Here is a 22,608-nt window from a genome sequence, read left to right as displayed (position 1 = left end):
CTTCTCCCGAGGGGAGAAGGACCGCGCCCCGGGCTCTATGGCAGCCCGACCCGCTTGATTTCCCATTCGAGCTCCACGCCCGACATTTCGCGCACGCGCCGGCGCACCTCTTCGCCCAGGCCCTCGACCTCGGCGGCGGCGGCGCCCGGCTGCGCGATCAGAAAATTGGTGTGCAGCTCGGACACCTGCGCGCCGCCCATGCGCAGGCCGCGGCAGCCGGCCTTGTCGACCAGCTCCCAGGCCTTGAGGCCCGGCGGGTTCTTGAAGGTGGACCCGCCCGTGCGGGTGTTCACCGGCTGCGAGGCCTGCCGCGCCTGCGTGATGTCGTTCATCTCGGCCAGAATGGCGGCCGGGTCGCCGGGCCGGCCCTCGAAGATCGCCTCGGTGAAGATCACGTCCTCGGCGACGCCGCAGTGCCGATAGGTGAAGCCCATGTCGGCGAGCGCGTAGGTCCGGACCGTCCCGTCCCGCGACACGCCCCTGCAGGACACGAGCACGTCCTTGGTCTCGCCCCCATAGGCGCCGCCGTTCATCCGCAGCGCGCCCCCGATCGCGCCCGGGATGCCGCGCAGAAACGAAAGGCCCGCCACGCCGGCCTCGGCGGCGACGCGCGCGACCTTGACGTCCGCCGCCCCCGCTCCGGCGCGGATGCGCAAGCCATCGACCGCGATCGTCTGGAAGCCCTTGCCGAGGCGCACCACGACGCCGGGCACGCCGCCGTCCCGAACCAGCAGGTTGGAGCCGAGCCCCACCACGAGGATCGGGATCTCGGATGGGCAGCCGCGCAGGAAGGCCGCAAGGTCATCCTCGTCAGCGGGCTGGAACAGGGCCTGGGCGGGTCCGCCCGTTCGGAACCACGACATACCCGCCAACGGCGCGTTCGCCTCCAGCGAGCCTCTGAGGCCCGGCGCGGCGGCGCGCAGCGTGGCGGTGATGTCCGGGAAGGTCATCCCTTCGCGCCGTCCAGGGCGGCGAGTTCGCCGGGCAGCGCGTAGGCCCAGTTGGTGATTGTGCCGGCGCCGAGGCAGACGACGTAGTCGCCCGGCTGCGCCACGCCATAGACCAGGCTGGCGAGTTCCGCCGGGCCGCTGAGCCGCATCACGTTGCGGTGGCCGTGCGCCTTGATGCCCTGCACCAGCGAATCGCGGTCCGCGCCCGGAATGGGCTGCTCGCCGGCCGCGTAGGTGTCGGCCACGATCACCACGTCGGCGTCGTTGAAGCAGGTCGCGAACTGGTCAAACAGCGCCGACAGGCGCGAATAGCGATGCGGCTGCACCACCGCGACCACGTTGCCGGTGGTGGACGCGCGCGCGGCGCGCAGCACGGCTGCGATCTCCACCGGATGGTGGCCGTAGTCGTCGAAGATCGCGACGCCGTTCCAGTCGCCCGTGCGGGTGAAGCGGCGCTTCACGCCCCCGAAGGCTCCCAGCGCCTCGCGGATCTTCTCGGGGGTCATGCCCAGATGGTAGGCCACCGCGATCGCCGCCGTGGCGTTGAGCGCGTTGTGATGGCCCGGCATCGGCATCGTGAGGTCGTCGATGCGGGTGAGCTCGCCGCTCTTGCGGTCGCGGATCTGCACGCTGAAGCGCGAGCGGCCGCCGGTGAGGTCGATGTTGGACAGGCGCACGTCCGACTGCGGGTTCTCGCCATAGGTGATCACCCGGCGATCCTCGATCTTGCCGACCAGCTCCTGCACGGTGGGATGATCGAGGCACATCACCGCGAATCCGTAGAACGGCAGGTTTTCGACGAAGGCCCGAAACGCGTCCTTGATGGCCTCGAAGGTCTTGAAGTGGTCGAGGTGCTCGGGGTCGATGTTGGTGATGATCGCCACGTCGGCGGGCAGCTTCAGGAAGGTGCCGTCGGATTCGTCCGCCTCCACCACCATCCAGTCGCCGGCGCCCAGCCGTGCATTGGTGCCGTAGGCGTTGATGATGCCGCCGTTGATCACCGTCGGATCGAACCCGCCGGCGTCCAGCAGGGTGGCGACCAGCGAGGTCGTGGTGGTTTTGCCGTGCGTGCCCGCGATGGCGACGCACTGCTTCAGGCGCATCAGCTCGGCCAGCATCTCGGCACGGCGCACCACCGGCAGCCGGCGCTCGCGGGCGGCCATCAGCTCGGGGTTGTCGCGCTTGATCGCGGTGGAGACCACCACCACGGCGGCGTCGCCCAGCGCCTCGGCGGTGTGGCCGACATGGACGACGATGCCCTTCTCGCGCAGGCGCTTGACGTTGGCGCTGTCGGACGCGTCCGTGCCCTGCACCGTGTAGCCGAGATTGTGCAGCACCTCGGCGATGCCCGACATGCCGATGCCGCCGATGCCGACGAAGTGGATGGGGCCGAGTTCGGTCGGCAGCTTCATGAGGGGTTCTCCATCAACATCGGCATGGCGCTAGCGGGCGGTGGCCGCGACCTCGGCGACGAGGTCGGCGAGCCGGTCCGCCGCATCGGGGATGCCGGCGCTTTTGGCCGCTTCGGCGGCGCGGGTCAAACCGGAGGGGTCGGCCAAGCGGGCCGAGAGCTCGGCGGCGAGGCGTTCGGGGGTGAATTCCGATTGGCGGATCACCGTCGCGGCGCCGCTCGCCTCGAGGCTCACCGCATTGGCGGCCTGGTCGCCATCCAGCGACTGCGCCAGCGGCACCAGGATGGAGGGGCGCCCGATCACCGTGAGCTCCGCCACCGTGGACGCGCCCGAGCGGGCCACCACGAGCTGCGCCTGCGCGATGCGGGCCGGCATGTCGCCGAAAAAGGGCGAGACCTCGGCGGCGACGCCGATCCGGGCGTAAGCGTCGCGGACGCGGGCGAGGTCCTCGTCGCGGGCCTGTTGCACTAAATGCAGCCGGGCGCGCTCGGCGGGCGTCAGGCGCTCCAGCGCGGGCGGGACCACGTCGCTCATCACCCGCGCGCCCTGGCTGCCGCCGAACACCACGAGGTTGAGAGGCCCGCCGGGTTCCGGCGCCGCGAAGGGGATGCGGGCGGCGTCCAGCACCGGCAGGCGCACCGGGTTTCCGGTCTGGCGCTGCTTGCTCTTCAGCGCGCCCGAAACTCCGCGGACCTCCGCGAATCCGGTCGCGATGATCCGGGCGCGCGGCGCCAGCAGCCGGTTGGCGCGGCCGAGCACGCCGTTCTGCTCGTGGATGATGGTGGGAACGCCCCGCAGCGCCGCCGCCAGCACGGGTGGGACGGTGGGATAGCCGCCAAAGCCCACCACGCAGGCGGGCTTCAGCCGCCCGACGAGGCTCCAAGCCGCCAGCACGCCCTGCGCGAGCTTGGCGCCGGCGCCCAGCATCTTGACCGGCGAGCGGCCGCTGGGGGTGGCGGAGGGGATCTCGTGCGTCTCGACGGCCGGGAAGGCCTTGCCATATCGCGTCGCCCGCTCGTCGGTAGCGAGATGCACCGCAAAGCCGCGCGCCGCCAGCGCATGCGCGAGCGCCTCGGCCGGGAACAGGTGGCCTCCCGTGCCGCCCGCCGCGAGCAGGATGAGCTTGCCCGCCATCAGGCGTAGGCCTCCTCGTCGCGGCGGGCCGGGACGATGCGGTCGTAATATTCCGAGCGCGGGCGCCGGCGCGTCACGGCCAGCAGGAAGCCCATGGCCAGCGCGAGCGAGATCAGCGACGAGCCGCCATAGCTGATGAAGGGCAGCGTCATGCCCTTGGCCGGCATGATGTGCACGTTCACGGCCATGTTGATCACGGACTGCAGCCCGAACAGCATCACCAGCCCGGCCGCCGCCAGACGGCAGAACGGCTCCTCGTTGCGCCGCGACAGCACCAGCCCGCGCAGCACCACCATGGCGAAGATCGTCAGAAGGCCGATGCAGACCAAGATGCCGAACTCCTCGGCCGTGACGGCGAAAATGAAGTCCGTGTGGCTGTCCGGCAGGATGCGCTTCACGGTGCCCTCGCCCGGCCCCTTCCCGAGCCAGCCGCCCTGCACGAAGCTGTCGATGGCGTTGTCGACCTGGAAGGTGTCGCCCGAAGCCGGATCCAGGAAGCGGTTGATGCGCGCCGCCACGTGCGGCAGCAGGTGGTAGGCCACGAACAGCCCCAGCATGCTGATGCCGCCGAGGCCCGCCACCCAGAAGAGGTGCAGGCCGGACAGGAACACGAGCCCGCACCACACCAGCGTGATCAGCATGGTCTGGCCGATATCGGGCTGCAGCACGAGCGGCACGATCGTGCAGGCCAGCAGCGCGAAGCCGAAGATGTTGCCCGGCACGTCGTTGCGCCGCCCGCCTTCCGAGAACGCCCAGGCGGCCAGGATCACAAAGGCCGGCTTCACGAATTCGGACGGCTGCACGGCCACGCCCGCGAAAGAAATCCAGCGCCGCGCGCCCTTCACCTCGGCGCCGAACAGCAGCGTGCAGACCACCAGCCCCATCGCGATCACGTATAGTCCCAAGGCCGTCCGGCGCACATGGCGCGGCGACAGGAAGCTGATCACCAGCATTACGATCAGCGCCGGCACGAGGTAGAACACCTGCCGGTAGACGAAATGGAAGGTCGGCAGGCCCAGCCGCTCGGCCACCGGCGGGCTGCCCGCCATGGTGAGCACGATGCCGAGCACCATCAGGAGCATCAGGCTGAACAGCAGCAGGCGGTCGACGGTCCACCACCAGGTCGCGACGGGCGAGCGTTCCAGACGGGACGGCATGGGTCAGGCCTTTCCGAGCGGGGTGACGTCAGGCAAAGCGAGCACGAGATCGCGGAAATGCGCGCCCCGGACCTCGAAGTTGGGATATTGGTCGTAGGACGCGCAGGCGGGCGACAGCAGCACCACGGGCTCGGGCGCGGCCGACGCGGCGGCGTCTCCTGCAGCGGCCGCCACGGCGGCGTCCAGCGTTCCGCAGCGCGCATAAGGGACCTTGCCGTCCAGCGTCGCCGCAAAGGCGTCGCTCGACTGACCGATCAGATAGGCCTTGGCGACCCGGCCGAACAACGGCGCGAGCGGCTCGACGCCGCCCTCCTTGGCGACGCCGCCGATGATCCAGTGGATCGCGCCCGGGAAAGCGGCCAGCGCCTTCTCGGCCGCGTCCGCGTTGGTGGCCTTGCTGTCGTTCACGAACAGCACCTTGCCGGCGCGGCCGACCTGCTCCATCCGGTGCGCCAGCCCGGGAAAGCTCGCGAGCCCGCGCCGGATCGCCTGCTCGTCGACCCCGATCGCCTCGAGGGCCGCAATGGCGGCGGCGGCGTTCTGGGCGTTGTGCGCGCCGCGCAGCGAGCCGATCCCGGCCAGGTCGGCGAGCACGATGCGCCGGCCGTGGTCCTTGCGGACGACCACGTGGTCCTCGGCGTAGAGCCCCTCGTCGAGCTCGCCCTCCACCGAAACCGGGATAACGGCCCGGCCGGCGGCCTGCAGCCGTTCCGCGATGGCGCGGCACCAGTCGTCGTCGACGCCCACCACGGCGAGGTCGGCGTGTGAAACCAGCCGCTCCTTGATGGCGGCGTAGTTCTCCATGGAACCGTGCCGGTCGAGATGATCGGGCGTGATGTTGAGCAGCACGCCGACGCTGGGCGCCAGCGAGGGCGCGAGATCGACCTGGAAGGACGAGCACTCGACGACATGCACGCGCCCGGCCGCGGGCGGCTCCAGCAGCAGCACGGCGGTGCCGATATTGCCGCCCATCTGCACGTCCATCCCGGCCGCTCGCACCAGATGGGCGATCAGCGCCGTGGTGGTGGACTTGCCGTTGGTGCCCGTGATGGCGATGAACGGCGCGTCGGGCGCGACCGCGGCCCGCTCGCGGCAGAACAGCTCCACGTCGCCGATGATCTCAATGCCGGCCGCCTTGGCCTTCTCGACCGTCCAATGCTTCGCCGGATGCGTCAGCGGTACGCCGGGCGACAGGATCAGCGCCGAAAAGCCCGACCAGTCGGCCGTGGTGAGGTCCACGACCGGAATGCCAGCCTCGGCGGCCTTGCCGCGCGACGTCGGCTTGTCGTCCCACGCGGCTACATGCGCCCCGCCGGCCGCCAGCGCCTGCGCGGTGACGAGCCCCGAGCCGCCGAGCCCGAACAGGGCGACCGAGCGCCCGCGAAAGCAGGTGACGGGCGTCATGCGCGAAGGCTCCCGCCATGCGTCCTTCGGAAACAGCCCTCAACCCCCTCATCCTGAGGAGCATCGCCGCTTGGCGATGCGTCTCGAAGGACGAGGGACTCCAGGATGCTCTCACGGATGAGCGCACTGGATCCCCTCGCCCTTCGAGACGCCATGCTGGCGCATGACTCCTCAGGATGAGGGGCATTGAGGCTGGAAGCAGAGGCGGCCATCCCGCTCACCGCAGCTTCAGGGTGGAAAGGCCCACCAGCGCAAGCACGATGGCGATGATCCAGAAGCGGACCACGACCTGGGGCTCGGACCAGCCGAGCTGTTCGAAATGGTGGTGGATCGGGGCCATGCGGAACACCCGCTTGCCCGTGAGCTTGAACGAGACCACCTGGATGATCACCGACATGGCTTCCAGCACGAACAGCCCGCCCACGATCGCGAGCACGATCTCGTGCTTGGTGGCGACCGCCACGGTGCCGAGCATGCCGCCCAGCGCCAGCGAGCCTGTGTCGCCCATGAAGATCTGCGCCGGCGGCGCGTTGAACCACAGGAAGCCGATGCCGGCGCCGATCATGGCGCCGCATAGCACCGCGAGTTCGCCGGTGCCGGGCACGAAGTGGATCTGCAGGTAGTTGGAATAGATCGCGTTGCCGGACAGGTAGGCGATGAACCCGAAGGTCGCGGCCGCGATCATCACGGGCACGATCGCAAGGCCGTCGAGCCCGTCCGTGAGGTTCACGGCGTTGCCGGCCGCCACGATCACGAGCGCCCCGAAGGCGATAAAGAACACGCCCAGATTGATCAGCACGTCCTTGAAGAACGGCACCGCCACCGCGCCGGCCAGCCGCACCGCGCCGAAGCCTGACATTTTCGGGATCACGTAGGCGATCACCACGCAGGCCGCGCCCGCGATCACGAATTCCAGCGCCAGGCGCGAGCGGCCGCCGAAGCCCGCATGGCTCTGCTTCGTGACCTTGAGATAGTCGTCGTAGAAGCCGATCGCCCCGAAGCCGAGCGTCACCACGAGGACGACCCACACATAGGGGTTGAACAGGTTGCCCCAGACCAGCGTCGAGAAAACGAAGCCGGACAGGATCATCAGGCCGCCCATGGTAGGCGTGCCCTTCTTGGCGAGGTGGCTCTGCGGACCGTCCGTGCGGATCGGCTGGCCCTTGCCCTGCTTGATGCGCAGGCTCGCGATGATGCGCGGGCCGAAAAAGAACACGAAGAAAAGCGCCGTGGCGGTGGCCGCGCCGGTCCGCACCGTAATGTAGCGGAAGATGTTCAGCACGCTGAGCGTGGAGGAGAAATCGGAGAGCCAGGCGAGCATGGGGTGGCGACCTCAGGCGGCGTTGGTCGCGAAACGCGACTTGAGGGCGGCCACGATGGCGCCGGTGCGGCTCCCATTGGAGCCTTTGACGGTGACGACGTCGCCGGCGCGCAAGGCGCCCAGCACCGCGCCGGTGAGCTCGGCGGCGTTCGGCGCATAGGCGCCGCGCTTTTCCAGCGGCAGCTTCTGCCAGAGGTTCTTCATCAGCGGCCCGGCCGCGAACACGAGGTCGATGTTGCAATCCGCAACAGCGTCGGCGAGGCCCGCATGCAGGGCCGGCCCCTCGGGGCCGAGCTCCAGCATGTCGCCCAGCACCACGATGCGGCGGCCGCGCAGGCCGACCGGCGTTTGCGCGAGCACGTCCATGGCGGCCCGCATGGAGGCCGGATTGGCGTTGTAGCTCTCGTCGTAGAGCGCGATCTCGCCGCCGGGCGCCGGCAGGCGAACCTGCTCGCCGCGCCCGCTGGGCGGCGTCACCTCCGCCATCGCGATGGCGGCCAGCGCCAGGTCGGCGCCGAGCGCCTCCACGACGGCCAGCACGCCGAGGCTGTTCATCGCCACATGCTTGCCCGGGCTCGCGATGCGATAGGTCGCGGGCTCGCCGAACAGGGTGGCCTCCACGATCGACTGGTCCGGCTGGAGGATGATGCGGGTCATCCGCACATCCGCGCCGGCAGTCTCGCCGAAGCTCACGACGCGGCCAGCGGGCGAGTGTTCGGCCGCCTTGCGCAGGCGCTCGTAATGCGGGTTGTCGCGGTTGATCACCGCTGTGCCGCCGGGCAGCAGGCCGGAAAAGATTTCCGCCTTGGCGTCCGCGATGGCCTCGATTGACCCCAGGTTCTCCAGGTGCACCGGCTCCACGGTGGTGATCAGCGCCACATGCGGCTGCACCATCGCGACCAGCGGCTCGATCTCGCCGGCGTGGTTCATGCCGATCTCGAACACGCCGAAGCGGCTGTCGGCCGGCATGCGGGCGAGCGTGAGCGGAACGCCCCAATGATTGTTGTAGGAGGCCGCCGACGCATGCGTGGCGCCCTGCGCTGAAAGTACGGTGCGCAGCGCCTCCTTGGTTCCGGTCTTCCCCACGGAGCCCGTGACGGCGACGATGCGGGCCTGGCTGCGGGCGCGGGACGCCCGGCCGAGCGCCACCATGGCATCCAGCACGTCCGCCACTGCGTAAAGCGCACCCTGCCCGTCGAACTCGGCGGCGCGATCCTGCGCCACCACGGCGGCGGCCGCCCCCTTCGCGAGCGCGGCGGAAACAAAGTCGTGGCCGTCGCGGGCGTCGCCCTTGATGGCGAAGAACAGGTCGCCCGGCTGCAGCGTGCGCGTGTCGATCGAGACGCCATGGACGTCCGGCGCGCCGCCGATCGCGCGGGCCTGCATGGCGGCCACGAGCGCGTCTCCGGTCCAGAGCGGCGGGCGGGCGGCGGAGGGCGTCATGTCGGTCACGGTCAAGCCTCGGCGAGAGCGGCCGCAACCGCGTCGTGGTCGGAGAAGGGGAGCACCCGGTCGCCTATGATCTGGCCCGTTTCATGGCCCTTGCCGGCCACCAGCAGAACATCCCCGGGCTGTAGCCCCAAAGCCGCAGTGCGGATCGCCTCGGCGCGATCGCCGATCTCGCGCGCCCCCGGCGCCGCGGCCAGGATCTCGGCCCGGATCGCGGCCGGGTCTTCGCTGCGCGGGTTGTCGTCGGTCACGATCGCGAGGTCGGCCTTTTCGGCCGCGATCGCGCCCATGATCGGCCGCTTGCCGCGGTCGCGGTCGCCGCCGCAGCCGAACACGCAGATGAGCCGCCCGGTTGCATAGGGCCGCAAGGCGTCCAGCGCGCTCGCGAGCGCCTCGGGCTTGTGCGCGTAATCCACCACCGCGAGGCCGCCATTGCGCTCGCCGATGCGCTCCAGCCGCCCCTTGACGCCCTGCAAGGACGCCAGCGCCTGCATGACAGCGTCAAGGTCTTCGCCGGCCGCGATCGCGAGCCCGGCCGCCACGAGGGCGTTCGACGCCTGGAAGTCGCCCACCAGCGGCAGGCGCACCTCGAACATGCGTCCCTCGGCCTCGACCGTCAGCCGTTGCGCGAAGCCGTCCCGCTCCAGCGCGGCGAGGCGCAGCGTCTTGCCGGTGCGGCCGGTGGAGAGGATGCGCTGGCCGCGCGCCTTGGCGGCCATCATGACCTCGATGGCGTGCTCGCCGTCCTGGTTCACCACCGCCGCGCCATCGGGCGGCAGCAGCGTGTCGAACAGGCGCAGCTTGGCCTTCAGGTAGTCTTCCACGGTCGGGTGATAGTCGAGATGGTCCCGGCCCAGATTGGTGTAGCCCGCCGCCGCCAGCCGCACGCCGTCCAGGCGGCGCTGGTCGAGACCGTGCGAGGACGCCTCCATGGCGAGATGCGTCACGCCCTGCCCGGCGAGCTGGTCCAGCGTCTGGTGCAGCGTCACCGGGTCCGGCGTTGTGAGCGAGCCGTAGACGGCGCCGCCCGGCGCCACCACCCCGATGGTGCCGAGGCTCGCGGCCTGGCGCCCGCAGGCAGCAAAGATCTGGCGGGTGAACTCCGCCACCGAGGTCTTGCCGCTCGTGCCCGTGACGGCCACGATCACGGCCGGCTGGCGCGGATGCATACGGGCGGCCGCCAGCGCCAGCGCGCGGCGCACGTCGTTCACCTGCACGTAGGCGACTTCGGCCGGCAGGTCCTGCGGCCGGGGCCCCTGCCCCGCCACGGCGCTCGCGCCCGCCTCGGCCGCCGCGCGCGCGAAGGCGAGCCCGTCCGCCTTGGCGCCGGGGGCCGCGAAAAATACGAAGCCCGGTCCGACCTTGCGGCTGTCCACCGCAACGCCCGCGACCGGACGATCACCGTCCGGCCCCGAGGCTTGCGGGAGAAGTTCGGAAAGCTTCATCAGCGGGTTCCCCAGGCCCCCATGCGGGCCATGATCGGGAACGGGGCGACCGGCGGATCGAAGCGCGGCGGGAGGCCCAGGATGGGGGCGACGCGCTCGATGACCTTGCCGGTGGTGGCGCCCGCGTTCCAGGCGGCGGTCGCGAAGCCGTAGGTTTCGGGCAGGCCCTGCGGCTCGTCGTAGATCACCAGGAACAGGTATTTCGGCTTGTCGGCCGGCGCAATCGCCATGAAGGTCGTGAACAGCCGGTTCTTGCTGTAGCGCCCGCCGATCACCTTCTCGGCCGTGCCGGTCTTGCCGCCCACGAAGTAGCCCGGCACCGCGGCCTTGCCGGCCGAGCCCTTCTCGGCGTTGAGCCGCATCACGTAGCGCAGCGCCTCGCTGGTCTCGGGCTTGATCACCCGGTGGCCGAGCTTGGCGGCGTCCTCGGCGGTGCGCTTCAGGAAGGTCGGCGTCAGCATGTTGCCGCCGTTCACCAGCGCGCCCACGGCCGCCACGGCCTGCATGGGGGCCACCGCGAGGCCGTGGCCGAACGCGATCGTCATGGTGTTGAGCTCGCCCCAGCGGGCGGGCACGATCGGCTCGGCGCTTTCGGGCATCTCGGTCCGCATGCGGTCGAGCTGGCCCATCTTGCGCAGGAAGTCCTTGTGCCCCTGCACGCCGATGGCGAGCGCCATGCGGGCGGTGCCAATGTTGGAGGAGTGGATGAACACCTCCGGCACGGTCAGCACCCGGTTGGTGCCGTGGTAGTCGTGAATGCGGAAGCGCCCGTAAGCCAGCGCGTTGCGGGCGTCGAAGCTGGAGTTGATGCTCACCTTGCCGCTGTCCAGCGCCATCGCGGTGGTGAGCGCCTTGAAGGTCGAGCCCATCTCGTAGACGCCCACCGTCATGCGGTTGATGCGGTTGGGCTCCAGCGCGTCGACGGGGTTGTTGGGGTCGTAGTCCGGCAGCGACGCCAGGGCGACGATCTCGCCCGTGTTGACGTCCAGGATCATGCCGGCGCCGGCCTTGGCCTTGTACTTGTCGACGCCCTTCTGCACCTCGTCGCGCAGCGCGTGCTGGGCGCGCAGGTCGATCGAGAGCTGCACGGGCTTCAGGTCGGTGGACTGCCGGGCGAAGCCCGCCATCGCGAGGTCGGCCATGCCCTGGCCGTCGATCCACTTCTCGATGCCGGCGATGCCCTGGTTGTCCAGGTTGGTGAAGCCGAGGATGTGCGCGGCCGCGACGCCGTTCGGGTAGACGCGCTTGTTCTCCGGCATGAAGCCGACGCCCGGCAGGCCGAGGCGGTAGACCTCCTGCTGCTGCTTGGGGGTGATCTCGCGCTTGACCCAGACGAAGCCCTTCTTGGAGCCGAGCTTCTCGCGCAGGTCGCGCGCGTCGACGTCCGGCAGCACGGCGGTGATCAGCTCCACCGCCTCGTCCTTGTCGATGATGCGCCGGGGCTCGGCGAACACCGACACGGTCTTGATGTCGGTGGCCAGGATCTCGCCGTTGCGGTCCACGATGTCGGGCCGGATGCCCGCCGTTTCCTGCTGCGCGCGCTTGTAGTTGGTGGGCGGGTCGGGCCGCAGCCCGAGCTGCACCAGCCGCCCGGCGATCACCGCGTAGATGATCGTGAAGGAGGCCGCCACGATGAAGACGCGGTGCCCGCTTTTGTCGAGCCGCATCTGGAACAGGTTCTGCACGCCGCCGACCAGCCGCTGCGCGATGCTGCGCCGCGGCGCGTGCTCGTGGGCCTCGGGCGCGTCGTCATAGGCCGGATCGGGAGAGCCCTGATGGTCGCTCATCTGATCCTCACTGCTGCTTCTTGCGGATGGACGAGGTGGTGGTCGTGTCCGAGCGCGCCGCGCCCGGCGTCGCCCCTGGCGTCGTGGTCGGGGCCGAGAGCCCCAGCGCCTCGAGCTTCTTGCCGATGCTGTCGACCGGCGCCGGCCGCGTCGGGATCTCCGACCAGCGGGTGATCTGCCCGATCGTGGCGGGCTGCGTCTCGGTGAACTGGTCGGCCAGCGCCTGCAGCCGGTCCGGCTTGTTGAGGAACTGCCACTCGGCCCGCAGGATCGCGATGCTCTCGCGCTCGCGGGAGATCTGGTTCTTCAGCTTGGCGGCCTGCTCGGTCAGGTAGATCGTGTCGTACTTGACCCGATAGGCGTAGAGCGCCGAGCCGATCAGCGCCAGGATAGCGACGAGATGGAGGAAGCGGCGCATGGGTCAGCGGCCCTTCTTCTTGGCGCGGGGGGACGCGTCCGGCGCGGGCGCGGCGGAGGCCGTGGTGCGCTCCGCGGCGCGCAGCTTGGCCGAGCGCGCCCGTGGATTGGCGGCGAGCTCGTCGTGCTGGGCGGTCAGCGGCTTGCGGTTCACCAGCGTGAAGGTGGCTGCGCCCCGCTCCAGCGCGGGCGCATGGCGCGACGGCGCGGCCTCGCGGCCGGCCCGCTCGGTGAGAAAGCGCTTCACGATGCGGTCTTCCAGCGAGTGGAACGTCACCACCACGAGCCGCCCGCCGGGGGCGAGCGCCCGCTCGGCGGCTTCCAGCGCGCGCTCGAGCTCGCCGAGCTCGTCGTTCACGGCGATGCGCAGCGCCTGGAAGGTGCGGGTCGCCGGATGAATGCCGTCCGGGCTCTGCCACACCACCTTGGAGACGATGTCGGCCAGCTGCTTGGTGGTCTCGATCCGCGCGCCCTTGCGGGCCGCCACGATGGCGCGGGCGATGCCGCGCGAACGGCGCTCCTCGCCGTACTTGTAGATCAGGTCCGCGAGCGGCCCCTCCTCCATGCCGTTCACGAGGTCGGCCGCGCTCTCGCCGGCCTTCTCCATGCGCATGTCAAGCGGGCCGTCGAACCGGAACGAGAAGCCGCGCTCGGCGTCGTCGAGCTGCATGGACGAGACCCCGATGTCGAGCACCACGCCGTCGAGCGGCAGGAAGCCATGGCCCGAGGCCACGCTTTCGAGGTCGCCGAAGCGCTCCTGCGCGAGAACCAGACGGCCGTTCATGGCCGCCACGAGCGCCTGCCCGGCCGCGATCGCCTCCGGGTCGCGGTCCAGCGCCAGCACCCGCAGGTCGGGCGCGGCATCGAGGATGGCGCGCGTGTAGCCGCCGGCCCCGAATGTGCCGTCGAGATAAAGGCCGCCGGGCCTGGGAGACAGGGTGTCGAGAACTTCCCGCGCCAGCACGGGAACGTGACGAACCGGTCCGCCAGCGGCCTCGGTTGTCCGAGCGCCGCGATCCGTCATCGTTCCCGTGCTCCGGGCGTCGAACTTGGCCGCAGGCCGCCGAGCTCCTTCTTGAGATCCCTCACCTTCCGCCTGGCCTCGTCGAGATGACGTGCGAAACGGGAGGGCTCCCAGATCTGGAACTTGTGCCCCAGCCCCACGAAGGTCACCGCATCCGTGATCCCCGCATGGGCCTTGAGCGTGTCGGTCAGCCCGACCCGGCCTTCCGGGTCGACCTTCAGCACTTCGCTGATGCCGTAGAGCGCCGTCGAGAAGTGATCCCGCTCGTCCGAGAACGGCGGCAGCGTCTCGATGAGGCTGTCGATCTCCCGCAAGAGACCGTTGCCTCCGGCGTCCAGAGCGTCCGCCTCCAGGGATGGGTGCACGTAGAGCCCCTCGAACCCGTCCCTCGCCAGGACGGACCGGAAAGACGCCGGGATCGATACGCGACCTTTCGCATCCAGTTTGTTGGTGAAGCTGGAAACGAAGCGGTCCATCGAACTCCAGACCCGCACACACTCCCGAAGACGCCGCCTTGGCGTCCGCGATCCCGTCCTGGCGCAGGCCGCAAGGAGCCGTCACGGAAGGGCAGGCCTCTGCCGTTTCCATGGGGTTCCGCCGCGATACAGACGCTTCGAACGGGATGATTTGGGATAGCATGGGCTGGTATGGGCGTCAATGGAAACGGGGCTGCGGAGGCGGTCGATTCCCCCTGCTGGCATTACGGGTCGTTAACGTTAACGAAGGGTTGCGATGGGGGTTGTGGACGCGCCGAAATGGCGCAAAACGCGGCATCCCCGAGCGCCGGACGCGGCGCCGGACGCGGCGTCGGGCCAGTGCGCCGGGCGCAAAAAAGCCGGCGGCGTCGCCACCAGCTTCGTATGTCGCGCAAGTCGAATGGGATGGTTTCGACGGTGGGCCCGAGGCCCGTCGAGCCGTCAGGATGAACCCGGACGAAAGAGATCGCCAGTCGGCCTGTAAGCCGGGTTCTGTAGGGCCGCGGCGCTTGCGCGACGCGACGTGACGGCCATTCCTCTGGGACGATCGTTGCCGACCGCCTCAAGCAACCAACCCGGGCCACAAGGGATTGAGACATCCCCGCGACGGTTTCCCGCCGCCATGGCCCCTATTCGGTTTTGCTCCCGGCGGGGCTTGCCATGCCGCCTCTGTTGCCAGACGCGCGGTGCGCTCTTACCGCACCCTTTCACCCTGACCCCGGCCGGAGCCGAGGCGGTTTGCTTTCTGTGGCGCTTTCCCTGGGGTCGCCCCCGCCGGACGTTATCCGGCGCCGTGTTTCGATGGAGCCCGGACTTTCCTCCCTCCTCGCGGAGAGCGGCCGTCCAGCCGACTGGCCGGGCGGGTATGGCGGAGCCGGCCGGCGCGGTCAAGCGACGCGCCGGCCAGGGTCAATAGCCGGAGAGCCTCAGTTGCTCGCCATGATGGCCTGGGCCTTGCCGCAATAGGCGCGGTTGGCCGCGTTGATGCGCTTGGCGTAGTGGCCGCTCTGGTAGCGCATCACGGTCGCGCAGGTGGAGCCGCCCGACATGCGGTAGGCCTGCGCCAGGTACTTCATGCCGTAGGTCAGGTTGGTCTCGGGGTTCTTCAGGCCGGCGGCGCCGCCGCCATAGCCCAGCCCGCGCGCCGTCTGCGGCTTGATCTGCATGAGGCCGACCGCGCCGCCATTGCTGACGCCCGGCTGGTACCGGCTCTCGATGCGCACCACCGCGTCGGCGAGAGCGAACGGGATGCCGTTGGCGGCCGCGTGCTTGGCGATCATCGCCTTCAGGCCGGAGCGGGCCTCCGCGCCATAGCCGAGCGCCTTGCCGTGGCGCGTGCGCACCGGGGCCTCGACGGCCGGGGCGGCCTGCGGAGCCAGCGCGGGCGTCGGCTGCGCGGCGGAAGCGGCCGGAACCGTGGAGGGAGCCGGCAGGCTGCCGGTCTCGAGCGACGCAACCTTGCCGAGGCGCGAGGCCGCGCGGGCTTCGCGGGCCTTCTGCACCTGTTCGCGGCGAGCGGCGCGGCGCTCCTGGCGGGTCAGCGACTTGGCCTTGGTGTGGGCCTGGGTCTGGGTCGTGGCCGCCTGGGCGGCGTTTTCGGTCCGGGCTTTTTCCTGCAGCAGAACGTTCAGCGGGCTCGAAGGGTCACCGACATTGGCGCTTGCGCCGGTCGAAAAGCCCGTGGCGACACACGCGGCCAGGCAGGCCGCGGCGATCGTCTTCTTCATCGATGTACTCCAACTCGGGTGGTGGAACCGGCAGGGCTGCGCCCGTCTGGCCGGGGGACGCCGATGCGTCCATGCGGTGGCCCCTTCCCCGTCCCCTGCAACGCAGAAGAACATCCCGGGCGCGCGCGTTCTGGCGCTTCCGGCGGCAAAGGGGCCTTCGCGGTTCGCCGTTCCGGCGAGCGCAATGAAGCGCCCGGCGAAGGGATGAGGCGAACCGGAGCTGAAAAAGGCTAGTTGGCGGTCGCGACCGTGGTCTTGACCTTGGCGCAGTAGGCTCGCGCCGCTCCCGTCATCGACGTGGCGCGGTGGCCCGCCTGATACTTCAGAACTGTCCTGCAGGTGTCCCCGCCGGACAGGCGATAGGCCTGCGCGAGATAGAGCATCCCGTAGCGCAGGTTGGTGTCGGCATCGAGCAGGCCGGCCGCGCCCCCCGCATAACCCAGCGAACGGGCCGTCGCGAAGCTGATCTGCGTGAGCCCGAGATTGACGCCGTTGCGGGCCGCCGCGTTGTAGCGGCTCTCGACCCGCACCACCGCGTCCGCCAGCGCCGGCGGGATGCCGTTGCGGGCCGCGTGCTGGGCGATCAGCGCCCGCACCGATCCGGCCGGGGCCGAGGCGTCGGCGGCCTTTTCGATCACGACGGTCGGAGTGGGCTCCGGCCCGATCGAGGCGGTCTCGACGAGCTTGGTGGTGACGACGGCGGGCTTGATCGCGGCCGACCGGGTCTCGCCCTTGTCGCTCACCGCGATGATGCCGGCCTTGATGCGGCGCGCCTTGAGGGCGGCCTGATCGGCGGGCTTGCCATCCTTGCCGGCGCCGAACAGCGCCTCGGCGAGAGACTTCGGCTGCTCGGAGGCTTGCGGCTCGGAGGCGTTGGCGGATTTTTCGGGAACAACCGCGCCAGCGGCGCGTTTCTGGACCGCGCTGCGCTGCTCGGAGGATCCAGCATCATCCTGGCCCGCGGTCGCGGCCACGCGCTTCACCGTCCGGCTCGACGCCTGGACGGGGGAAAACGCTATGACGGCTATGGCCAAGCTCGCGCCGAAAACCGGCAGCTTCGCGCTGATGATCATGGTGGATCCTTTCGCCAAAGCGACATCCAGGTGCTCCTTCGTAGAACGCTCCTCAGGGTAGGGGAGATTAAGGCCAAGATGTGACCGGAGCAACTGGCCAAATTACTGATGCCAAAAGGCAGCTTGGGCGGAGGCATGATAACTAGATTATCGCGCTCTCGAATAATACAACGTTGCATCCGCTCTGCTTGCATGTCCGGCGAAACACTTGCTTTGCAAGAAAAAGGCGTGAATTCGGCAAAATGCCGATTCGCCCCTCTCCCACGGCCAAGTTCCCGTTGGCGTAGCCCCTTAGGGGAGGTACAATCCTCTGCTCGCTGCGGCGGGCTGCCGGGTTGAACTAGGGGGCGTTCGATGAAGAAGTTTCTGGTCATTTCCGCCGTTGCGCTGGCGCTGGCGGGCTGCGGCAGCACCCAAGGCGACCGCGCCCTTGTCGGCGGCGCGATGGGGGCGACGGCCGGCGCGGTGATCGGCGGTTTGGCCACGGGCCGGGCCGGCGGCGCGGTCGCGGGCGGCCTCATCGGGGCGGCCGGCGGCGCCATCGTGGGGGCCGCCACCACGCCGCAGCCGGAGGTGCAGTGCTACTACAGCCGCTACTACGGCCGCCGGGTGTGCCGCGAAGTCGTGTATTGAGTTCAGCAGAACGGGATTGCGCGAACGCCGGCCCCGAGGCCGGCGTTTTCGTTTAAAAGAGCCACCGTGGACAACAGCGTGGGAGAGCGGGTGTGATGTGGGGCAAGCTCGGCGGAGCCGGCCTTGGTTTTGCGATAGGCGGTCCGATCGGCGCCCTGCTGGGCGTGCTGGCCGGGCATGTGGTGTTCGATTCCGGGCTCTTCGCCGACGACAAGCAGCTGGTGTTCACGACCGGCCTGATCGCGCTCTCGGCCAAGATGGCCAAGGCCGATGGCGTCGTGACGCGCGACGAGGTCGCGGCCTTCCGGCAGGTGGTGTCCATCCCCGAGGACGAGGTCGTCAACGTCTCGCGCCTGTTCGATCTGGCGCAGCAGACCTCGGCCGGCTTCGAGGCCTACGCCCAGCAGATCGGCGAGCATTTCCGCGACGAGCCTGCCCTGCTGGAGGACGTTCTCGACGGGCTTTTCCACATCGCCAAGGCCGACCACGCCATTCACGAAGCCGAGCTGCGCTACGTCGCCGAGGTGGCGCGCATCTTCGGCTTCTCGGGCGCCGAATACGGGCGCATCGCGGCCCGCCACGTGCGCCTGCCGGACGACCCCTATTTCGCGCTCGGGGCCGAGCGCTCCTGGGACGACGAGCAGCTGAAGCGCCACTACCGCCAGCTCGTGGCCGCCAACCACCCCGACCGGCAGATCGCGCTCGGCCTGCCGCCCGCGGCGGTGAAGATCGCGACCGACCGGCTGGCCGCCATCAACGCCGCGTGGGAAACGCTGCGCCAGGAACGCAACATCCGTTGAGCGCAGGTTCACCCAAAAAGCCATGTCTCTCCTGACCCCCGACAGCCCCCTCGCCCAGAAGGTCGTGCCCTCCCCCAACCAGGGCGAGCGCAAGGGCGGGCGGCGGCCCGACATCCTGCTCGTTCACTACACCGGCATGCGCGACGCCGCGTCGGCGCTGCAGCGCCTCGCCGACCCGCTCGCGGAGGTGTCCTGCCACTACGTTGTGCTCGAGAACGGCCGCATCCTCCAGATGGTGCCGGAAGCGGCGCGCGCCTGGCACGCCGGCGCATCCGTGTGGGCCGGCGAGGCCGACATCAACTCGGCGTCGATCGGGATCGAACTCGTGAACCCCGGCCACGATGGCGGCTACCCGGACTTCCCCGACGCGCAGGTCGAGGCGACGATTCGGCTCGGGCTCGACATCACGGGCCGCTGGCGCATCCCGGCGCATCGCGTGCTCGCCCATTCGGACGTCTCGCCCGGCCGCAAGGTCGATCCCGGCGAGAAGTTTCCATGGGACGCCCTGCATGCCGCCGGCCTCGGCCATTGGACCTCCCCTGCCCCGCTGGGCGACGGCCGCTCCTTCGGGCCGGGCGAGGAAGGCCAGCCCATCCAGGCGCTGCAGGCCATGCTGGCGATGTATGGCTACGGCCTGGACATCTCGGGCGTCTACGACCCGCGCACCGAGGCGGTCGTGGCGGCGTTCCAGCGTCATTTCCGCCCTGCGCTGGTGGATGGCGTGGCCGACGCGTCCACGATCACCACGCTGCGCGACCTCATCCGGTCGCGGCCGGAGCCCGCGGCGTAAGTTTCTGCGAGGCCTGGCCTACTCGCCTTGCGAGCGCCGCAATCGGTTCCCATCTGCGCCCCTCGTCCGGCGGTTGTCGCCCGGGCCCCGTTCGCGAGGAGGCTCACGTGAACCCCATCCCCGACCAGACCAATGGCGGCTTCGGCTGGCGCTGGAAACCCGTCGACATCGTCGTGCTTGTGATCGCCTTCGCGGTCTACTGGCCGCTCGGCTTCGGCGTTCTCGCCTGGAAACTGTGGAACGACCGCCAGCCGGTCCCGCAGGATCTCGGCCAGGCGCTCCAGACCGGCTTCGACCGCCTGCAGCGCGCCTTCGAGGGCGTGTTCAGCTCGGTGTCCGGCGCCGGCTTCACGGCCGCAGGCCCGACTGCCACCGGCAACGCAGCCTTCGACGCGCATGTGCGCGCCGAGTGGTCGCGCATCGAGGCCGATCTCCAGACGCTCAACGACGAGGTCGCGGCCTTCCGCGATTTCCTCAACAGCGAGCGCACCGGCGACCGCGACGTCTACGAGCGCTTCCGACAGTCGCGCGGAGTGTGAGGGGAAACGCTCCCCGTCATTGCGAGCGAAGCGAAGCAATCCAGCTGATGCTGGGCCAGTGGGTGAGGAGCCCTTCACCCGGCGCCTGGATTGCTTCGTCGCTGCGCTCCTCGCAATGACGGCAGGTAAACTTACCCGTTCGCGGCGCGCCGCAGCTGCTCGTCCGCGGACGTCGTCTCGGCCTCCGGCCGCATCCCCAGCAGATGGCACGTGGCGTAGACCAGGTCCGCCCGGTTCATCGTGTAGAAATGAAAGTCCCGGACGCCGCGATCCAGCAGGTCGATGGCCTGCTCGGCCGCCACCGCGGCGGCAATCAGGCGGCGGGTCGCCGGGTCGTTCTCCAGCCCCTCGAAGCGCTCCGCCAGCCAATTGGGCACGCTGGCGCCGCAGCGCGCCGCGAAGCCCGCCGTCTGCCTGAAGTTCTGCACCGGCACGATGCCGGGCACGATCGCGATGTCGATGCCGCGCGCCCGCGCCCGGTCGACGAAGCGGAAATAGACCTCGTTGTCGAAAAAGAACTGCGTGATCGCGCGCGTCGCGCCGGCGTCCACCTTGGCCTGCAGCACGTCGAGATCATGGTCGACGGACGGGCTCTCGGGGTGCCGCTCCGGATAGGCCGAGACGAACACCTCGAAGTCGCCGTTGCGGCGCACGCCGCGCACCAGCTCGGCGGTGGTCTGGTAGCCCTCCGGATGCGGCGCATAGGCGCTGCCCACGCCGCCGGGCGGATCGCCGCGCAGGGCCACGATGTGGCGCACGCCGGCCGTCGCGTAGTCGCGCACAACGCCGTCGACCTCGTCGCGGCTCGCGCCGACGCAGGTGAGATGCGCGGCGGGCTTCAGCGCGGTCTCGCGCACGAGCCGCGTCACCGTGGACTGAGTCCGTTCGCGCGTCGTGCCGCCCGCCCCGTAGGTCACCGACACGAAATCAGGCCGCAGCGGCTCCAGCCGCTTGATCGCGTCCCAGAGAGCGACTTCGCCCTCGTCGTTCTTGGGCGGAAAGAACTCGAACGAGACGCGGATCGGGCGCTTGCCGCAGCGGCGGCTGAGAGGGATCGGGGAGCGCGGCATCACGCGACCTCCTGGCTCGCACGGGGGATGATGTCGGTGATGACGCGCCGATCGCGCGCCACCCACAGCGAGACGGTGAGCCGGTCCGGCGCTTCGCCCGGCGCGCGCAGCTCGCCATAGCTTTCGGCGTCGAGCCCGGCCTCGGCCAGCCAGCCCTCCATCTGCTCGCGCGCGAAGCCGAGCCGGCGATGGGCGTGCGCCTCGCGCAGGAACTCGAGGCCATGCGGGGCGAAGTCGACCACGATCAGCCGTCCGCCGGGCGCCAGCGCGGCCGCGGCCTCCCGCAGGGCCCGGGGCGGGTCTTCCAGGAAGTGCAGCACCTGGTGGACCACCACGAGGTCGAAGGCCCCGCGCTCCACCGGCGGCGCGTAGATGTCGCCCTGCCGCAGTTCCGCGCCGCGGATGCCGGCGAGCTCCATGTTGGCGCGCGCCACCGCCAGCATGGCGTGGTTGCTGTCCACCCCGACCGCGCGGGCGGCGCGCGGCGCGAGCAGCGCCAGCATGCGGCCGGTTCCGGTGCCGAGGTCCAGCAGCGCCCGGATCGGCCGCTCTCCGACGGCGGCCAGCACGGCGGCCTCGACCTCGTCGTCGGCGGCATGCAGCGAGCGGATGCGATCCCACTCCACGGCGTGTCGGTTGAAGTAGTTCTGCGCCGCCTCGCTGCGGGCCTGCCGGACGGCCGCGAGCCGGGCCTTGTCGGCCGCCATGATGGGGTCGGCAGCATCCAACCGCTCGGCGAGGTCCCGCGCGAGCGCGCCGGCCGGCGTCCGCTCGGCGATCCGGAAGAACGCCCACGCGCCCTCCCGATGCCGCTCGATCAGCCCGGCCTCGGCCATCAGCTTGAGGTGCCGCGAGATGCGCGGCTGCGACTGGCCCAGGATCTCGGTCAGGTCGGACACGTTCAGCTCGCCCTCGGCGAGCAGCGCGAGAAGCCGCAGCCGCGTATCCTCGCCGGCGGCGCGCAGCGCCGTCACGAGCGCGTCGAGGCTGACCGGGGCGAGTGTTGGCGAATGGTGATCTGAGCGCGACATAAAGATATGTTTATGTCGGCAAGCCCTGGTTGGCAAGCGCCACGTCGCAAATGAGCGAAAGCTGGTCGCGCCATCGTTACTGCGCGCCGAACGTGGTCACACCCTCCCGTCATTGCGAGCGACAGCGAAGCAATCCAGCTAACGCCCGGCCATTAGACTGGATTGCTTCGCCTCCGGCTCGCAGTGACGGCGAGGCGTTGAGGCAGCGAGCCCTAAAGCTCGGCCACGGGCCGCGAGGCTTCCACCACGGCCACCCGGCATGTCGCGCCGCAGAAGCGCTCCAGCAGCGCGGAAAGGTCGGCGGCGGCCGCCTCCACGTCGCCCGAGCCGTTGGACTGCAGCGTGACCACGGCGCGGCGTATGTCGGGGGTGATGATGCTGCGCGCGTCCTGGCGCCAGTTCCAGCGGCGGCAGAGCACGTGCCGCTCGTCCGCGAACACCACCTCGCCGGGCTTGGGCGGATCGTTGGGGTCGGCGCCCTCCTCGGCAGCCATGTCCAGGAAGGTGTCGTCAGGCCGCGAATAACGAAAGGCCAGCGGCGGCGCGATCTTGTCGAGGTCGTCGGCGCCGACGCACAGCCCGTGCGCGAGCGACACCGCATTGTAGGCGTCCACGAAGCCGTTGATGCGCGGCAGCTCGCGCTCGGCCAGCACATTCTTCACCAGCCGCTCCACCGAGCAGCGATAGCTCGTCTTCTTGATGCCGAAGCCCTTGTAGGCGCTGCGCCACGCCGCCACGCCCGGAATGGCCGACAGCTCCGTCCCGCCCCAGCGCGACCGGCACGCGGCCTCGCGGCGGGCGATCTCGACGGCCAGCTCCGGCGGCCGCTCGGCCGGGATGGCGAGGTTCTCGGCCACCAGCATGGCGGCGCGGAACTGCGGGAAGGCGTCGACGAGTTCGGTGATGGACAGCAGCGGCATCGGGCTCTCGGCAAAGCGGCGGGCGGCGCGAACCATCGCGCAGCCGTGC

The 22,608-nt window shown here is 70.1% G+C and carries 21 protein-coding genes and 1 other RNA gene; 4 read left to right on the top strand and 18 right to left on the bottom strand.

Annotated elements, in window-relative coordinates; translation table 11 throughout:
- Positions 1 to 35 precede the first annotated feature (35 nt).
- The 15 genes from murB to AC1DSZ_RS08910 all read right to left on the bottom strand — a co-directional run bounded on the left by murB (position 36) and on the right by AC1DSZ_RS08910 (position 16,776).
- On the bottom strand, positions 36 to 950 hold the full coding sequence (gene murB, locus AC1DSZ_RS08980) for a UDP-N-acetylmuramate dehydrogenase (RefSeq protein WP_476838033.1): 915 nt from the start codon (positions 948 to 950) through the stop codon (positions 36 to 38).
- Complete coding sequence (murC, locus tag AC1DSZ_RS08975) at positions 947 to 2,362, bottom strand: UDP-N-acetylmuramate--L-alanine ligase (protein WP_476838032.1); 1,416 nt, start codon at positions 2,360 to 2,362, stop codon at positions 947 to 949. Before murC ends, murB begins: the two co-directional genes overlap by 4 nt.
- 30 nt (positions 2,363 to 2,392) lie before the next feature.
- On the bottom strand, positions 2,393 to 3,496 hold the full coding sequence (gene murG / locus AC1DSZ_RS08970; protein WP_476838031.1) for an undecaprenyldiphospho-muramoylpentapeptide beta-N-acetylglucosaminyltransferase: 1,104 nt from the start codon (positions 3,494 to 3,496) through the stop codon (positions 2,393 to 2,395).
- On the bottom strand, positions 3,496 to 4,653 hold the full coding sequence (ftsW, locus tag AC1DSZ_RS08965; RefSeq protein WP_476838030.1) for a putative lipid II flippase FtsW: 1,158 nt from the start codon (positions 4,651 to 4,653) through the stop codon (positions 3,496 to 3,498). The genes murG and ftsW overlap by 1 nt, the downstream gene beginning before the upstream one ends.
- A 3-nt stretch (positions 4,654 to 4,656) precedes the next feature.
- Positions 4,657 to 6,057 (bottom strand): UDP-N-acetylmuramoyl-L-alanine--D-glutamate ligase, encoded by a 1,401-nt coding sequence (gene murD, locus AC1DSZ_RS08960; protein ID WP_476838029.1) that lies wholly within the window; start codon positions 6,055 to 6,057, stop codon positions 4,657 to 4,659.
- 217 nt (positions 6,058 to 6,274) lie between these two features.
- The gene (mraY, locus tag AC1DSZ_RS08955) at positions 6,275 to 7,378 is read right to left on the bottom strand and encodes a phospho-N-acetylmuramoyl-pentapeptide-transferase (RefSeq protein WP_476838028.1); all 1,104 of its coding nucleotides are present in this window, start codon (positions 7,376 to 7,378) and stop codon (positions 6,275 to 6,277) included.
- A 12-nt stretch (positions 7,379 to 7,390) separates the two neighbouring features.
- Complete coding sequence (locus AC1DSZ_RS08950) at positions 7,391 to 8,821, bottom strand: UDP-N-acetylmuramoylalanyl-D-glutamyl-2,6-diaminopimelate--D-alanyl-D-alanine ligase (RefSeq protein ID WP_476838159.1); 1,431 nt, start codon at positions 8,819 to 8,821, stop codon at positions 7,391 to 7,393.
- A gap of 11 nt (positions 8,822 to 8,832) precedes the next feature.
- Positions 8,833 to 10,272, bottom strand: coding sequence for a UDP-N-acetylmuramoyl-L-alanyl-D-glutamate--2,6-diaminopimelate ligase (locus AC1DSZ_RS08945; RefSeq protein WP_476838027.1), 1,440 nt, complete (start codon positions 10,270 to 10,272; stop codon positions 8,833 to 8,835).
- On the bottom strand, positions 10,272 to 12,059 hold the full coding sequence (locus tag AC1DSZ_RS08940) for a peptidoglycan D,D-transpeptidase FtsI family protein (RefSeq protein WP_476838026.1): 1,788 nt from the start codon (positions 12,057 to 12,059) through the stop codon (positions 10,272 to 10,274). Before AC1DSZ_RS08940 ends, AC1DSZ_RS08945 begins: the two co-directional genes overlap by 1 nt.
- Before the next feature lie 7 nt (positions 12,060 to 12,066).
- A complete protein-coding gene (gene ftsL, locus AC1DSZ_RS08935) occupies positions 12,067 to 12,477 on the bottom strand; it encodes a cell division protein FtsL (RefSeq protein WP_476838025.1) in 411 nt (136 codons plus the stop codon).
- Between the two features lie 3 nt (positions 12,478 to 12,480).
- A complete protein-coding gene (gene rsmH, locus AC1DSZ_RS08930; protein ID WP_476838024.1) occupies positions 12,481 to 13,500 on the bottom strand; it encodes a 16S rRNA (cytosine(1402)-N(4))-methyltransferase RsmH in 1,020 nt (339 codons plus the stop codon).
- A complete protein-coding gene (mraZ, locus tag AC1DSZ_RS08925) occupies positions 13,497 to 13,976 on the bottom strand; it encodes a division/cell wall cluster transcriptional repressor MraZ (RefSeq protein WP_476838023.1) in 480 nt (159 codons plus the stop codon). Before mraZ ends, rsmH begins: the two co-directional genes overlap by 4 nt.
- Positions 13,977 to 14,441: 465 nt before the next feature.
- Positions 14,442 to 14,831, bottom strand: an RNA gene (gene rnpB, locus AC1DSZ_RS08920) — RNase P RNA component class A.
- 71 nt (positions 14,832 to 14,902) lie between these two features.
- Entirely contained in the window at positions 14,903 to 15,703 is an 801-nt protein-coding gene (locus AC1DSZ_RS08915) for a lytic transglycosylase domain-containing protein (RefSeq protein ID WP_476838022.1), read from the bottom strand.
- A gap of 230 nt (positions 15,704 to 15,933) precedes the next feature.
- Positions 15,934 to 16,776: a lytic transglycosylase domain-containing protein gene (locus tag AC1DSZ_RS08910; RefSeq protein WP_476838021.1), complete on the bottom strand. Its 843-nt coding sequence runs from the start codon at positions 16,774 to 16,776 to the stop codon at positions 15,934 to 15,936.
- Between the two features lie 354 nt (positions 16,777 to 17,130).
- Here AC1DSZ_RS08910 and AC1DSZ_RS08905 point away from each other — a divergent pair, with 354 nt between their 5' ends.
- From AC1DSZ_RS08905 to AC1DSZ_RS08890, 4 genes are all read left to right on the top strand, one after another.
- Positions 17,131 to 17,409: a bacteriocin gene (locus AC1DSZ_RS08905; RefSeq protein ID WP_476838020.1), complete on the top strand. Its 279-nt coding sequence runs from the start codon at positions 17,131 to 17,133 to the stop codon at positions 17,407 to 17,409.
- Between the two features lie 95 nt (positions 17,410 to 17,504).
- Complete coding sequence (locus AC1DSZ_RS08900; RefSeq protein WP_188519085.1) at positions 17,505 to 18,209, top strand: TerB family tellurite resistance protein; 705 nt, start codon at positions 17,505 to 17,507, stop codon at positions 18,207 to 18,209.
- Between the two features lie 22 nt (positions 18,210 to 18,231).
- Entirely contained in the window at positions 18,232 to 18,999 is a 768-nt protein-coding gene (locus AC1DSZ_RS08895; protein WP_476838019.1) for an N-acetylmuramoyl-L-alanine amidase, read from the top strand.
- A gap of 107 nt (positions 19,000 to 19,106) precedes the next feature.
- A complete protein-coding gene (locus AC1DSZ_RS08890; RefSeq protein ID WP_476838018.1) occupies positions 19,107 to 19,538 on the top strand; it encodes a DUF2852 domain-containing protein in 432 nt (143 codons plus the stop codon).
- 131 nt (positions 19,539 to 19,669) lie between these two features.
- On the opposite strand, the gene metF is transcribed toward AC1DSZ_RS08890, so the two are convergent.
- From metF to AC1DSZ_RS08875, 3 genes are all read right to left on the bottom strand, one after another.
- Entirely contained in the window at positions 19,670 to 20,608 is a 939-nt protein-coding gene (metF, locus tag AC1DSZ_RS08885; RefSeq protein WP_476838017.1) for a methylenetetrahydrofolate reductase [NAD(P)H], read from the bottom strand.
- Positions 20,608 to 21,639 (bottom strand): ArsR/SmtB family transcription factor, encoded by a 1,032-nt coding sequence (locus AC1DSZ_RS08880; protein ID WP_476838016.1) that lies wholly within the window; start codon positions 21,637 to 21,639, stop codon positions 20,608 to 20,610. The genes metF and AC1DSZ_RS08880 overlap by 1 nt, the downstream gene beginning before the upstream one ends.
- A gap of 212 nt (positions 21,640 to 21,851) precedes the next feature.
- Positions 21,852 to 22,559 (bottom strand): B3/B4 domain-containing protein, encoded by a 708-nt coding sequence (locus AC1DSZ_RS08875; RefSeq protein WP_476838015.1) that lies wholly within the window; start codon positions 22,557 to 22,559, stop codon positions 21,852 to 21,854.
- Between the last annotated feature and the right edge of the window lie 49 nt (positions 22,560 to 22,608).

It is taken from the genome of Alsobacter sp. P4_H11 (genome assembly GCF_056400925.1).
The sequence above is the reverse complement of the archived record's forward strand: the minus strand, read 5'-3'. Positions and strand labels throughout refer to the sequence as shown.

What these genes read in the sequence shown, in the direction of transcription:
- murB (WP_476838033.1), bottom strand. Translation starts at nt 950, where the DNA reads ATGACCTTCCCGGACATCACCGCCACGCTGCGCGCCGCCGCGCCGGGC.
- murC (WP_476838032.1), bottom strand. Translation starts at nt 2,362, where the DNA reads ATGAAGCTGCCGACCGAACTCGGCCCCATCCACTTCGTCGGCATCGGC.
- murG (WP_476838031.1), bottom strand. Translation starts at nt 3,496, where the DNA reads ATGGCGGGCAAGCTCATCCTGCTCGCGGCGGGCGGCACGGGAGGCCAC.
- ftsW (WP_476838030.1), bottom strand. Translation starts at nt 4,653, where the DNA reads ATGCCGTCCCGTCTGGAACGCTCGCCCGTCGCGACCTGGTGGTGGACC.
- murD (WP_476838029.1), bottom strand. Translation starts at nt 6,057, where the DNA reads ATGACGCCCGTCACCTGCTTTCGCGGGCGCTCGGTCGCCCTGTTCGGG.
- mraY (WP_476838028.1), bottom strand. Translation starts at nt 7,378, where the DNA reads ATGCTCGCCTGGCTCTCCGATTTCTCCTCCACGCTCAGCGTGCTGAAC.
- AC1DSZ_RS08950 (WP_476838159.1), bottom strand. Translation starts at nt 8,821, where the DNA reads ATGACGCCCTCCGCCGCCCGCCCGCCGCTCTGGACCGGAGACGCGCTC.
- AC1DSZ_RS08945 (WP_476838027.1), bottom strand. Translation starts at nt 10,272, where the DNA reads ATGAAGCTTTCCGAACTTCTCCCGCAAGCCTCGGGGCCGGACGGTGAT.
- AC1DSZ_RS08940 (WP_476838026.1), bottom strand. Translation starts at nt 12,059, where the DNA reads ATGAGCGACCATCAGGGCTCTCCCGATCCGGCCTATGACGACGCGCCC.
- ftsL (WP_476838025.1), bottom strand. Translation starts at nt 12,477, where the DNA reads ATGCGCCGCTTCCTCCATCTCGTCGCTATCCTGGCGCTGATCGGCTCG.
- rsmH (WP_476838024.1), bottom strand. Translation starts at nt 13,500, where the DNA reads ATGACGGATCGCGGCGCTCGGACAACCGAGGCCGCTGGCGGACCGGTT.
- mraZ (WP_476838023.1), bottom strand. Translation starts at nt 13,976, where the DNA reads ATGGACCGCTTCGTTTCCAGCTTCACCAACAAACTGGATGCGAAAGGT.
- AC1DSZ_RS08915 (WP_476838022.1), bottom strand. Translation starts at nt 15,703, where the DNA reads ATGAAGAAGACGATCGCCGCGGCCTGCCTGGCCGCGTGTGTCGCCACG.
- AC1DSZ_RS08910 (WP_476838021.1), bottom strand. Translation starts at nt 16,776, where the DNA reads ATGATCATCAGCGCGAAGCTGCCGGTTTTCGGCGCGAGCTTGGCCATA.
- AC1DSZ_RS08905 (WP_476838020.1), top strand. Translation starts at nt 17,131, where the DNA reads ATGAAGAAGTTTCTGGTCATTTCCGCCGTTGCGCTGGCGCTGGCGGGC.
- AC1DSZ_RS08900 (WP_188519085.1), top strand. Translation starts at nt 17,505, where the DNA reads ATGTGGGGCAAGCTCGGCGGAGCCGGCCTTGGTTTTGCGATAGGCGGT.
- AC1DSZ_RS08895 (WP_476838019.1), top strand. Translation starts at nt 18,232, where the DNA reads ATGTCTCTCCTGACCCCCGACAGCCCCCTCGCCCAGAAGGTCGTGCCC.
- metF (WP_476838017.1), bottom strand. Translation starts at nt 20,608, where the DNA reads ATGCCGCGCTCCCCGATCCCTCTCAGCCGCCGCTGCGGCAAGCGCCCG.
- AC1DSZ_RS08880 (WP_476838016.1), bottom strand. Translation starts at nt 21,639, where the DNA reads ATGTCGCGCTCAGATCACCATTCGCCAACACTCGCCCCGGTCAGCCTC.
- AC1DSZ_RS08875 (WP_476838015.1), bottom strand. Translation starts at nt 22,559, where the DNA reads ATGCCGCTGCTGTCCATCACCGAACTCGTCGACGCCTTCCCGCAGTTC.